Source organism: Kistimonas scapharcae (genome assembly GCF_039540975.1).
Lineage (GTDB): Bacteria > Pseudomonadota > Gammaproteobacteria > Pseudomonadales > Endozoicomonadaceae > Kistimonas > Kistimonas scapharcae.
The window spans coordinates 1-12,272 of the sequence record NZ_BAABFL010000107.1 but is presented as its reverse complement, the minus strand read 5'-3'; the positions used below and the strand labels follow the sequence as shown (position 1 = coordinate 12,272).

Annotated in this window: 10 protein-coding genes; 5 read left to right on the top strand and 5 right to left on the bottom strand. The window is 51.1% G+C overall.

Translation table 11 applies throughout. From position 1 onward, the window contains the following. Positions 1–43: 43 nt before the first annotated feature. The 5 genes from ABD892_RS06065 (at position 44) to brxL (ending at position 7,709) form a co-directional block, all read left to right on the top strand. A complete protein-coding gene (locus ABD892_RS06065) occupies positions 44–1,117 on the top strand; it encodes a hypothetical protein (RefSeq protein WP_345194522.1) in 1,074 nt (357 codons plus the stop codon). Positions 1,118–1,226: 109 nt separating this feature from the next. Beyond that, positions 1,227–2,465, top strand: coding sequence for an AAA family ATPase (locus ABD892_RS06060; RefSeq protein ID WP_345194521.1), 1,239 nt, complete (start codon positions 1,227–1,229; stop codon positions 2,463–2,465). A gap of 2 nt (positions 2,466–2,467) precedes the next feature. Next, positions 2,468–3,082, top strand: coding sequence for a DUF4276 family protein (locus ABD892_RS06055; RefSeq protein ID WP_345194520.1), 615 nt, complete (start codon positions 2,468–2,470; stop codon positions 3,080–3,082). A gap of 1 nt (position 3,083) precedes the next feature. Then, the gene (locus tag ABD892_RS06050) at positions 3,084–5,618 is read left to right on the top strand and encodes a PglZ domain-containing protein (RefSeq protein WP_345194519.1); all 2,535 of its coding nucleotides are present in this window, start codon (positions 3,084–3,086) and stop codon (positions 5,616–5,618) included. Between the two features lie 3 nt (positions 5,619–5,621). Continuing rightward, the gene (gene brxL, locus ABD892_RS06045; protein ID WP_345194518.1) at positions 5,622–7,709 is read left to right on the top strand and encodes a BREX system Lon protease-like protein BrxL; all 2,088 of its coding nucleotides are present in this window, start codon (positions 5,622–5,624) and stop codon (positions 7,707–7,709) included. A 109-nt stretch (positions 7,710–7,818) separates the two neighbouring features. Here brxL and ABD892_RS06040 read toward each other — a convergent pair whose 3' ends face one another. From ABD892_RS06040 to ABD892_RS06020, 5 genes are all read right to left on the bottom strand, one after another. After that, positions 7,819–8,052 carry a hypothetical protein gene (locus tag ABD892_RS06040; protein ID WP_345194517.1) on the bottom strand — a complete coding sequence of 78 codons (234 nt, stop codon included), beginning with the start codon at positions 8,050–8,052 and terminating at the stop codon, positions 7,819–7,821. Further along, positions 8,052–9,968: a hypothetical protein gene (locus tag ABD892_RS06035; RefSeq protein ID WP_345194516.1), complete on the bottom strand. Its 1,917-nt coding sequence runs from the start codon at positions 9,966–9,968 to the stop codon at positions 8,052–8,054. The genes ABD892_RS06040 and ABD892_RS06035 overlap by 1 nt, the downstream gene beginning before the upstream one ends. Further along, the gene (locus tag ABD892_RS06030; protein WP_345194515.1) at positions 9,961–10,536 is read right to left on the bottom strand and encodes a hypothetical protein; all 576 of its coding nucleotides are present in this window, start codon (positions 10,534–10,536) and stop codon (positions 9,961–9,963) included. The genes ABD892_RS06035 and ABD892_RS06030 overlap by 8 nt, the downstream gene beginning before the upstream one ends. Next, complete coding sequence (locus ABD892_RS06025; RefSeq protein ID WP_345194514.1) at positions 10,536–11,579, bottom strand: hypothetical protein; 1,044 nt, start codon at positions 11,577–11,579, stop codon at positions 10,536–10,538. Before ABD892_RS06025 ends, ABD892_RS06030 begins: the two co-directional genes overlap by 1 nt. Further along, positions 11,579–12,272, bottom strand: a 694-nt coding sequence (locus ABD892_RS06020) for a hypothetical protein (protein ID WP_345194513.1), incomplete at its 5' end; no start/stop codon positions are given. The genes ABD892_RS06020 and ABD892_RS06025, both read right to left, overlap by 1 nt.

Genomic DNA, 12,272 nt, shown 5'->3' with positions numbered 1-12,272 from the left:
CAGGCGGTAATGGGAACATGGGGATGAGCTTAGGCGGCAGAACGTGAAATCGCCTTATGTACCGGTTTTTGAGTACTTACCAAGAACAAATACTCAAACGATAAGTAATAGTAAAGAAAGACTAATAGAAAAAGCACTCAAAAAAAGATTTTCGGACAGTGGAAAGGAGTTCCAAAAAAACTGGCTTAGCTATGCCGTTGGTATATTATTTGGTAGATGGGATAACAAAACAATAGAAAATAGAATTAGCACTTCTATAAACATAAACCCTGAATTAACATTACCAATTTTTCAACCTGGCTTGGCAGATCATTCAAAAATTAATACTGAACAGATCATATTTACATCAGACAATTTTTCTTCTAAAAAATCATTAGTAAATTCTTTAGATAATCTTTCTATAGGAATATCTTTTGATGGTATAGATATTGAAAACTGGATTAGAAAAGATTTTTTTAATGAACACATTGATCGATACTCAGAAAGTGGTAGAACCTCTCCAATATATTGGCCCCTACAAACCCCATCCGGCTCCTACACGCTTTGGGTTTACTATCACCGCTTAAACGAACAAACCCTCTACACCTGCATCAACGATTTTGTTGAACCAAAGCTTCAGCAAGTGGCACAAGACCTGAGTACCCTAAAAGGCAAATCCACCCGCAGCAGCCAGGAAGAAAAAGACCTCGCCAAACTAACGGATCTGGCCAGCGAGCTGCGTGATTTCCATGATGAGCTATTACGGCTGGCGAAATTCTGGAAACCAAACCTCAATGACGGTGTCCAAATCACCGCAGCCCCGTTGTGGAAACTGTTCCAGCACAAGGCCTGGCAGAAAAAGCTGAAAGAGACCTGGGGCAAGCTGGAAAAAGGCGATTACGACTGGGCGCATCTGGCCTGCAGTATCTGGCCAGAGCGGGTGCTGCGCAAATGCCACCAGGACCGCAGCTTCGCCATTGCCCACGATGTCGAAGACCATTTCTGGCATGAAGTAGAAGTGCCGATTATTCGCCGTGGCAAGGACACCGGTGAAGTGAAATATGAATGGCAACCAAAAGACTTAAGCGACAATGAATTAAATGTACTGGTGAAACAGTTGATCGCAGAAAAAGTCTGATTCATTATCGAGCTATTTATAATGAAAATGCCGCAGTCAGGCACTTTCCTATTTTCAATGCCTGAGGGGAGCGGCATTTTCCGCTTATGGCTGTTTAATGGAGGCCATGATGGCAAAACAAACAAAGCGACCCGGTATTCCCAGAATAGAGTCCATCAAGGTCGAGAACTACCGGGCTCTGCGCAAAATCGAACTGAAGGACCTTACTCCCCTGACGGTGCTACTTGGCCCCAATGGCAGCGGTAAGTCCACCATTTTTGATGTGTTTAACTTTCTGTCGGAGTGTTTTCAGTTTGGCCTGCGCCACGCCTGGGACCGTCGTGGCCGGGGCAAGGAGCTGAAGAGCCGTGGCGCTTCCGGCCCCATTCTGTTTGAACTGAAATACCGGGAGCAGCCCGGTACCCCCATTATCACCTACCATCTGGCCATTGATGAGGGTACTAAAGGCCCGGAAGTGGTGGAAGAGTGGCTACAGTGGCGACGGGGTACCAAAGGTGCGCCGTTCCGCTTTCTGGAGTTCAGCCGGGGCAAGGGTCGTGCCGCCAGTGGTGAAACCCCCGATGTGGATGATGCCCGGGAAGAGACCAATCTGCGTTCACCGGATTTGATTGCCGTAAACACCCTGGGGCAGCTTTCTGAACACCCTCGTATTGCCGCCCTGCGGGAGTTTATTACCGACTGGTATGTTTCGTATCTCTCCATTGATCAAACCCGCAATCAACCCGAAGCTGGCCCCCAGGAGCGTTTGAGCAAAGGGGGAGAGAACCTGCCCAATGTGATTCAATACCTGAAAGAGCAGCACCCGGAACGACTGGAAGCGATTTTTGCCAATCTGCGCCAGCGCATACCCCGACTGGAACGGGTGGAAGCGGACCCAATGCCGGATGGCCGCCTGCTGTTGCAAATTAAAGATGCTCCGTTTGATCAGCCGGTTTTGTCGAAATTTGCCTCTGACGGTACCATGAAAATGCTGGCTTATTTAACGGTACTGCACGACCCGGAACCTGCTCGTTTTATCGGTATTGAAGAGCCGGAAAACTTTCTGCATCCACGGTTATTGCCTGAACTGGCAGAGGAGTGCCGAACGGCTGCACAAAACTCTCAGTTACTGATTACCAGTCATTCCCCTTTCTTGCTAAACGCTATGCGAGCAGAAGAGGTGCGCATTCTTTACCGTGATGAACAGGGGTTTACCCAGGCGGTACGTGCCAGTGATATCCAGGGCATAAAAGAGTTACTAAACGCTGGTGCCTCTTTGGGCTATTTATGGATGGAGGGGCACTTTGGAATTGGTGATCCACTGGTCAATTTTGGAGCTCCTAAAGCCAACATCAAAGCAGGGAAGTAGTCATGCTGGAGAAACTCATTGTGTTTGTCGAAGAGATCTCCATGGAAGCCGCCCTGGAAGGGCTACTGCCCGGAATGCTGGGGGATGTGGCGTTTCAGATCATCCGTTTTCAGTGCAAGGATGATCTGCTGAAGCAGTTACCAAACCGGCTAAGGGGCTACAGCAGCTGGCTACCGGCCAACCATGCCATCCTGGTGTTGGTGGACCGTGATGACGAGGATTGCGTTCAGTTAAAACAACGGCTGGAGCAAACGGCTACTGAAGCGGGTTTAACCACCAAGGCTCAGGATGGAGAACGATTTCAGGTGGTGAACCGAGTGGTGATCGAGGAGCTGGAAGCCTGGTTTTTTGGGGACTGGCAGGCGGTCAGGCAGGCCTATCCAAGGGTGGCGGAAAATGTGCCCCGTAAAAAACCGTACCGAGACCCGGACGCCATTAAAGGCGGCACCTGGGAAGCCCTGGAGCGTGAGATGAAAAGAGCGGGCTATTTTGCTACCGGCATCAATAAGCTCGAATGTGCCAGACAGGTAGGCCAATATATGAACCCTGCACAGAATCGTTCCGCCAGTTTTAACGCCTTTGCCGACGCCATTAACACCGCATTAGCCTGGAACTAAAATGAACATTCAAGAATTTATACAAGAGCAGGTATTTGCGCCACGCCTGGAAAAGCATCAGGTCTTGGTGGTCTATGACCCGGAACAACGCTACCGGGATACCTGCCTGGTGATGGCCGATGACCGGCGTAAAGTGGTCGATGCCAGTGACTCCAGTATTATCTCCCGGGCCCAGGCGATTCAGGCGCTGGGGGAGCTTGGCCAACAGTCCATTGAGCAACTGCTGGTTTATGTCCCCGCTGCCAGGCCCCTGGAAGATGAAGAGAAACAAAAAGACCCCTTTGCCCTCTATGGCGCTCTTTATGGCGAATTCGAGGCAGCCTTTCCCATGGGTGATGGGGATAGCTATTTGAGCATCTGCTTAAAAGCCAAGCCCGACCACGCTACCGAGGTTCGCAGAATCTTCGAGCAGGATGCCAACCCCAGTTTTGCCGTTATTGATGCCATTGGTGGCGGCCTCAGCTGGCCTAACCTGATAGCGACGCTCAAGGTTGAATCCACCCGGGACATTCTGTTCAGTCTGCTGGTGCCCGGTGACAGCCAGCTTGTCTCACTGAATGCCGGTGACAGCTGGGTTGCTGAAACCAGGGAACTACTGAAAGCCAGCATCGGTTTGACCTTGAAAACCCGGGGTAAGACCTGGTCCGCCATTGGCGAAGAGTTATGGCGTTTTGTACTGTTCAGCGAATTCGTGTTTGACCTGCCGGAACCCCTGCCCGCTGCCCTGGCCGATGTGCCCAGGGCCACCGAGGCGGCCAAACCACTGGTGGAAGATATCTGTGAGCGGTTGCGCAGCGATCGTCGCACCCAGGCCACCTATATTGAACGGGCGGAAGCGGTGGAGGCCGAGCTGGAGCTGTCATCACTCTGCGATGGCATCGTTGATCTGGGCGAGCGGGATACCTTCCCCTTTGAAGAGCGAACCTTTTTGCATCAGGCCATGGATGCCCTGCAACGGGACGATACCGATAAGGTCAGGCATATTTTATCCCGGCATGTGCAATCGGTATGGACGGGCAAAGGCGAAAGCCAGGCCCAGTGGGACCTGTTGCGCTCAGCGCTGGCACTGGTGGAAACCTGTCAGGACAATGACCGTCTGCTGGTTGAACATACCCGTTCAATGGAGTCGCTGATCGACTTCTATCTTGCCCAGTTCAGAGAAGTCGACCGACTGCACCGGGAGTTTGAACAGGCGGTCAGCGATTATGACTGGCAGGATACCCAGGGCCTGATGCATCCTCTGCAGCAACGGGTGCGCAAACAATACGGGCAGTTAATTGAAAAACTTCAACTCTTGTTTACCAAACATTTAACCAATTCCGGCTGGCCTGTTTCAGGGCGTCTGGCCAACACTGAGGTGTTTGACAAACTGGTGGGGCCCAAGCTCGCCCAAAGCGGTAATAAAGTCGCCTATTTAATGGTGGACGCCCTGCGCTATGAGTTAGGGGTCGCTCTGGAGCAACAGCTGGCAGAAGACGGTAAAGTGGAACTGACCTCGGCATTGGCACAACTGCCCAGCATCACCCTGGTGGGTATGGCCAGCCTGCTACCGGATGCCAGCACCGGGCTGAAGCTCAACCGGATAGATGGCAAGCTGGTGCCAGCCATTAATGACCAGGAAGTAAAAACGGTTGCCCAGCGTATGGACGTTATCCGTAAGCGTTATGGCCAGCGATTCCAGGAAGGCAGGCTGGAAGATTTTGTGCGCAATCGCTTTAAGGTGGAAGATGGCACCGAGTTGTTAGTCTTGCGCAGCGTGGAAATTGATGGGCACTTTGAAAATCATCCTGATACCGCGCCCAATGAAATTATTAATGCCCTGAAACGCATTCGGGTGGCGGTTCATAAACTGAAAGATGCCGGTTTCAGTGATGTGGTGATTCCCACGGACCATGGCTTTTTTATGAATACCCATGCCCAGGCCGGGGATACCTGCAGCAAGAACAGCGGTGACTGGCTCAATATTCATGAGCGTTGTTTGCTGGGCGATGGTGCAGCGGATGGCAATCATTATGAATTAGCCACGGATAAAGCCGGTATTCGCAGTGATATGCCCAAGCTGGCCGGGCCTCTGACCATGGCTTCTTACCGCTCGGGAATGCTCTATTATCATGGTGGCGCCTCGTTGCAAGAATGCGTGGTGCCGGTGATTACGGTAAAACTGGAAGCATCAAAACAGGCCGCCATTGAGCAGGCCAGTGTGGTGTTGAGCTATAAGAATGGTGCCAAACGCATTACTACACGATTGCCAGTGGTAGAGATTGCCGTGGAAACACAGGATATGTTTTCCACCCATAGCGATTTTGAAATATTGCTGGAAGCCCAGGACAAAAATGGCAATGTGGTGGGTGAAGCGAAACCGGGTGGCGCGGTAAACCCAGCCACCGGTACCATTACGCTGAGGCCTGATGACAAGGCTCAGATTACCGTAAAAATGCAGATGGAATTTGAAGGCAAATTCAAGATAAAAGCATTAAACCCTTCCACCATGGCTACCTACTGCCAGTTGGATTTGGAAACTGACTACACGGTATAAGCCATGGATACGATTGATAAGAAGCTCAATGCACTGTTTGATGGCAAGGTGGTTCGAAAAGACCTGGTTCATCGCATTAAAAAAGGCACCAATGTGCCTACCTTTGTGCTGGAATTTTTGCTGGCAAGATATTGTGCCAGTGATGATGAAGCCGAGATCCAGGCGGGGATGGAAGCGGTTCTAGATACGCTGAATGACAATTACGTGCGCCCCAATGAAGCCAACAAGGCGCAGTCCAAAGTGGCCACCAAGGGCAAGTACCGTTTTATCGACAAGGTGCATGTTAACTATGTTGAGAAAAACCGTCGGCACTGGGCTGCCCTGGAAAATTTTGATTCCCGTAAAGTGGCCATCAGTGAAAAGTTCTATCGGGATAATGACCGGCTTTTGCAAGGCGGGCTTTGGGCAGAAGTGACCATTGCCTATAACGAAATTGAAGATGATGATTATGCCTTTTACATTGAAGATCTGCGGCCAATTCAGCTAAGCCGGTTCAATTTTGATCAATATTGTGAAGGGCGTCAGGCCTGCTCCCGGGATGAGTGGATGAGCTTTATTCTCCGGTCAGTGGGCCTGGAACCGGGGAAGCTTGCTCACCGGGTAAAAATGCACTTTATTACGCGCTTGCTGCCCCTGGTGGAACCCAATTTTAATTTTATTGAGCTGGGGCCCCGGGGAACGGGGAAATCCTATTTCTTCAGTGAGTTCTCACCTTATTCGACCCTGATCAGCGGTGGCCAGGCCACCAAGGCAACCCTTTTCTATAACAACCAGCGCAAGAAGATCGGCCTGGTGGGTTTCTGGGATACCGTGGCCTTTGACGAGGTGGGCGGCATTAAGGTTAAAGACCATGACACCATTCAGATCATGAAAGACTTTATGGCCAATGGTCGTTTTTCCCGGGGTGTTGAGGTGATTGCCGATGCCTCCATGGCGTTTGTTGGCAACCTGGATTTATCCGTGGACCAGATTGTTAACTCGGAAGTGTTTGATTTATTTCAACCGCTGCCCAAGGAGTTTGACCTGGCCATTATGGATCGCTTTGCCTGTTACCTTCCCGGCTGGGAAATGCCCAAGAACAGCAGCGAATTCCTGACCAATAACTACGGATTTATTACTGATTATCTGGCAGAAGCCTTCCACTATCAGCTAAAGCACACCAACCGGTATGAAGAGGTCAGTAAGCGTATTCGTCTGGGTAAGGCCGTGGAAGGCCGTGATGAAAAAGGCATCAAGAAAACCGTTGCGGCCTTCTTGAAAATTCTTCATCCCAGTGGCTCACCTTCTGATGAAGAGTTTGAGGAATATGTCGCTTATGCGGTTGAAGCCCGGCGTCGTGTAAAAGAGCAAATGAATAAACGCAAATCCGATGATGAATTTGCCAAAATCAATCTCTCTTACATTAACTCTGATGGTGAAGAAGTAATTATTTATTGCCCGGAATCCAGGCTGGCACCGGCCACCCAGGAGCCTGTTCGCCGGGATATTCACGGTGATGAGGAGACGGTTGTTGTTGCAACTTCGGCTGAAGATATTCCTGCCAAAGGCTCTGTCTTTGATGACGTGCTCAAGAAACCGGCAGTCCCGGCTGAAAGCGTAAACCTCCAGCCAGAAGCTCAACTTCAGGAGCAGCATTTTACCATTCACTATGGCGCAACAGGTTATAGCTATGAGTCCATCATCAGCCCTTACCTTGAGGGCGCTAAAGCCATTGAAATTGAAGACCCCTATATCCGCCTGACTCACCAGATTCAGAATTTTGTTCGCTTTTGTGAAGCCGTTATTAAAACACCTTCAGTAAAAACCATTCGGTTAATCACCAGTTATGATGATGATACGGATGTTAAGGAAATGTCTGACCGGCTGGGCGAGCTTAAACAGAGCTTGCTTGAAATGGATATTGAGCTTGATCTGAAGGTCAATAAACATATGCATGATCGGGAAATTCGAATCGACAATGGCTGGATCATCAAGATTGGACGGGGTCTGGATTTCTTCCAGAAACCCGATAGCTGGTTCAGTGTTGGAACCAATGATCTGATGCTGAGGAAGTGCCTGGAAACAAAGGTTGACATATTCAAAAACAGCTAAGTATCCACCGTAAAAACCGAATTTGATCAGGTGGCATGTAGTAGCTCAAAACCGATCTGACATTTACTGATATTATAAACAGTGTCTGTCAGATCGAGTCTGGCTGGAATCAAACATCCATTTCATACTGTAGCAACTCTGGTGCCATACCAATCACTTTCCTATCAACAACAAGGGCTCTACTCCCACCAGAGACTATCTCTCCTTCAACAACAACTATCGAGCCATCCCGCAACTGTGCTTGACTGGTACCATTGCCATTATTGGCAATGATAGTAACGATAGTACGATTACCGGATGGTAATAGAGCTTTGAACCGCAGCCAGATATTGGCAGCCCCCATCAGTAATGACGCTCCAATTCTACTCGCTGTAGTACTTTACCCTTCCCTCCGCCTGCTGCACTGATAGACACTGAAAGACACAACCCATACCAAATTTCACCTGTCTCTATGACTTCTACCAACTTACCCGGCAAAATAAGCCCAGGTGCATTTCCTACCGACATAAGAGGCAACTCCAGCGTCACAATCGCCTGATTCCCACCTTTGGACAATTCATTCCGTCCTCGCTCACTATTTATCCCCACATCGACCAGCCAGTCGTCATAAATATCCGGAGCCGGTTCATTACCTGCTGCCCCTTGGCGCCTGACATTTACTGAAACTCCAGCATAAATCCCAGACACATAAACAGCATTGTAATGAGGCTCCGGCTTCCATTGGGCTGACAGGCTAACGACCATGCTCTCGGGGATAATGTGTTGCGTGATCGCGGTTTCTGGTTGCCAATCCCACGGGCTTTGCGAATAGCGAGGTTGGACGGTGAGCACATCTTCTGCCGCTGATGGGATAACAACCGCTCCAGCGGTCGTTGCGATTCGTGCAATGACCTGCATGGGCGTGTGCTCAATGTAGGAAAAGGTGTTTTCCGGAAAGGTCCAGTCCGGGGTGACAAAGTCGCCCTCGTTCGGCCACTCCAGAGTAAAACCCGTGTTTTCAAGTTGCTGAATTGCTGCCTGCTTGGCATTAATAGGAGCGCTCTCACTATGGGATCGAAGAGGCGCGTAAGGTGCTGCCAGCAACTTCGTTCTGCTCTCGCCATGAATCCGGTAACGCTCCCGGTTGAAACTACGGTTGGCCTCATAGCGCTCAACGATAAACACCCAACGCCAGCCGTTAATGGTGACTTCAATTTCCTTCGGACCGTTCTGATCTGGCGCTACCCGGTTAAGACTGGCACGATTATTGATCTGTGCTGACAGCTGCCAGGTGAAACTGTCGATATCGAGTTCAATGGCCAGTTGAGTGACATCCAGTGGTTGCTGATCTGGCAGCGTGACAACACTGATGGTGTTCATGATAAGCCAAGTATCCTTGTCAGCGGGTCGTTCAGGAGTAGCGGGCTTTGTAGGGTCGGTTGGAACTGTGGGATCAACAGGATCAATATTGGCCGCAAACCGGATACTGTAATCCGCATCGCACCGTTGCTGGCTCTGCCCTGCTCCCCATGGCAACTGCCAGGCAGGATTGTACTGCCCGGCCAAATCCCACGGCGACTGGATGCTGCTATTACGTGGCCTGCTCGCCTTTGATGTGACTGTTGCACCAAACGCAAACCAGACAGATTCATTATGGGCTGGCGTGTAGCGTGCACCCTGAAACACAAATGCCAGACGAGCCGGCTCTGGCATATACGTCTTTGGCTCAATTTCCCCCGACAAGTGCTCTTGTACCCGATACCAGCCACCGCCATGCTGTTGATCCTTGCCTGGTGGATTCCCCCACCATATGCCGCTGCTGATCTCATATGCAGTAATGCTGTCATCCCAACTTGCATAGGTAGGCACAGCGTCTTTGGCTGGCACATCTCCCCAAATGCCTGCAGCAACAGACTCATAACGGTGACCATGTTCCCATGCCAGAACAGAATCTGTTTCTTTGCCGGGGATCCTTCCCCAGAGTGAGTGCAACTCAGGGTCAAGCTTTTTACTCGCCACGTGTTGTCGAAGCTGTACAAAGCTTTCTTTCTGATTAGCAGGACGCCAACCAATATCTGTGCCCTGTTGTTTATCAACTGCGGGTTCCCAGCGCGCCTGGCATTGTCGTGTTATCGATGGTACTACCGGCCAGCTGGCAGGCGAGGGCTTGACTGGCTCACCGAACGCTACATCCAGTGAAATGCCTGCCCCATCCGGCACTGAATAATCATGACTACCATCCAGTGCCAGACTCGCAGGATCCGGAATGTAATCAGCCATCGCCATTGCTGTTTCTTACAGCCGGCAGCAAAGGTCCATGGACTATGGCCTGATAGAAAGGACGTGCTTTGAAGACAGCGGTTCCCACCAGTCCGGTGTTGGTGCTGCCGTTATCCACCCACCATTCCGGCTCCGATGAGCCTGATATCCCTTCCGCCAGACACTCGTAGACGAAGCCTGCAAACCTTCCTGTTGTGGGGTGAATCACATCACCCACAATGTAACGGGTGTTTGATTGCCATGTATCGCCATAGTCATCCATAGCAAGCACCAGTACCGGTTCAGCAAAGCCGTTCAGGTCAATCTCGAAACGGCCATCTGCTCCACTCTGACAGCTCGCGATAATTGTACGCTCCGGCAATTGACCTTGCCGTTGCTGCAAGCGGTATGAGACGACCACAATCTCTTTTTCTGCCGGTTCGTCGTTCAAGGACACCGTGCCACTGACAAAGGTCTGCGCCGCATCTGGTGATGGTACATCAAGCACCACATTGCCGGCAGCCGGTGCGTCATACCCGCCTTGTACTGACAATACCAGTGCGTTCGAGTTTGGAATGTAACTGCCCATCAGCCAAGAATCCTTTTCGGCGTGACCGGTCCGTGCAATATGGGTTGGCGGAGTTTAAGGGCTTCAAAGATGGTTGTACCGCTGGCCAGCTGGTCGGTCGGCCAAGGATCGACAGGAAGTGTTGCCTCCGTGGTACCAGCCTGAATACAGATATAGCGATAGCCATTGGGTGTTTGGGGATGGGTAATCGCACCAATACTGTAAGCCGTGTCAGCCTTCAGCAGGCTACCGTACTCATCAAAGGCATACACCAGAATCCCATCGGTGTAGGGGCTGGTGACCAGCTCAAAGCTGCCATCGCCTGCGCTGTCGAGCTGTGCGATCAGTTCATGGCGCTGCATGGTCACCGCCCGCACTGTTCTCGGTACAGGGCTGCCGTCGACTAATGTGGTACCCAGCACATGGGTATAGCGACTGTAGTCGCCAGTCTGAGGGATCAGAGATGGAACACTACCTGCAGTCAGATTCCAGAGGGCGGGATCCAGATTGACGTATTCCGCTGGATCATAAATATCGCTGATCAGGACACCATCGTTGTTATTGGGATCACGATCCATGGCCACATAACAGCCGCTGGTATCAAAGCCTCCCTGGTTGGCGATGTGCTTGAGCGTTGCCAGACCACTGAGTACGACGTTCTGATAGAAAGGCTGTCCCTGTGGCCAATCACGAGACAGGTAAACATCACTGTTATGCTGCCAGTGAACCCGCACATTCTGTAGTACCGCCCCGTTATAGCAAGTCTGGTGCAGCCCGGTGGTAAGACCACTGGCAATGTAGAACTCAATATTGCGAATATCGCCATAGCCCCAAAAGTGCCAGTAATTACCACAGGTCATGTTGATGACCTTGTGGCCCTTGCCGTCCAGATGGAAACTGCCGCCATTGTCGTTTTGACTGAGATAGCGGCCATCCATATCCAGATCAGTAGTCAGCTCGTAGTAATAGTTCTCCGAGTGATGCCAGACAGCCTCAAAGTCTTCCGGTGTCTGGATCAGGAAAGGATTGATCTGACTGCCATTGCCGATTGCCAGCGTTGCCATCAGTCTGCGTCCCCCCGAATCTGCAGGGTGAAACGGTCATCGTCCGTAGTGCCTTGTCCTGATAAAACGGTTCGCACCAGCCAACAGGGAGCCAATGCACCAGTGGTGTTAAAGCGCAGTACATTACCGCTACTCCAGCCGGTACCCCAGCCGTCAAAGCGGATAATGAAATACGGGACATGGGTTTCCGGGTTCAGGGGTACGCAATCGCTGCTGGTAGAACCGCTCGCGATAATGCCGAGGTTTTCTTCCACTACCTGAAAAGTACTGCTGCTGGTGAAGATGATCGCCCAGTGGCCATCTACCGCACCTTTGTTGCTGACCTCGATGGGATAGTTGATCAGGTTGTACTGCGCCGTTGTGTCGTCCCCGATGCGATGGTTACTCCAGTTGGGCTCACCACTGTCCCAGGTGCGTTGAGTAAACTCGTCGTGTACCCGGGATTGAAGGTCACCATATACGACGGCGCTGCTTACCAGCGTTTCATCTGCCGGAAAATCCCACGCCAACGGGGTGGCCAAACTGAGATCTCCACTGATCTGCACATCGCGGACCAATGCCATCTGTTCAATACGGTCATGTATGGTGAGCGTACCGGCCAGATCGTTTACAAAGGTGACGGTGCCGGTTTCCAGGTCCACAGCGTAATCCGCACTATTGATGGGAGTACCGGAGTCGTCCGTTACCGTGATT